The sequence below is a fragment of the Ferrovum myxofaciens genome, from assembly GCF_000735045.1.
GTDB classification, from domain to species: domain Bacteria; phylum Pseudomonadota; class Gammaproteobacteria; order Burkholderiales; family Ferrovaceae; genus Ferrovum; species Ferrovum myxofaciens.
In genome coordinates, this window is sequence record NZ_JPOQ01000555.1 from 1 (window position 1) to 253 (window position 253).

At 49.8% G+C, this 253-nt stretch carries 1 protein-coding gene; it reads left to right on the forward strand.

What is annotated here, in order from left to right; all coding sequences use genetic code 11:
• Positions 1 to 253 (forward strand): hypothetical protein (locus tag IV91_RS16485; protein ID WP_035418944.1); only part of this gene is annotated, 253 nt, incomplete at both ends.

Below are 253 nucleotides of genomic sequence, written 5' to 3' on the forward strand. Positions count from 1 at the left end.
CATTTTTGATCAGGAGGATGAAAGCGCTTTCGTCAAAATTCATGACGGGGAGTACATAAAAGGGGCCAAACGTATCTACATGACTGCCACCCCGCGTATTTATGGGGAAATAGCCAAGAGCAAAGCCGAGACGGAGAATGTAGCCCTCTGTTCCATGGATGATGAAGCCCTGTACGGAAAGGAACTGTTCGTCATCACCTTCTCCGAAGCGGTACAACGGGGCCTCCTGGTAGATTACAAGGTGATCGTGCTG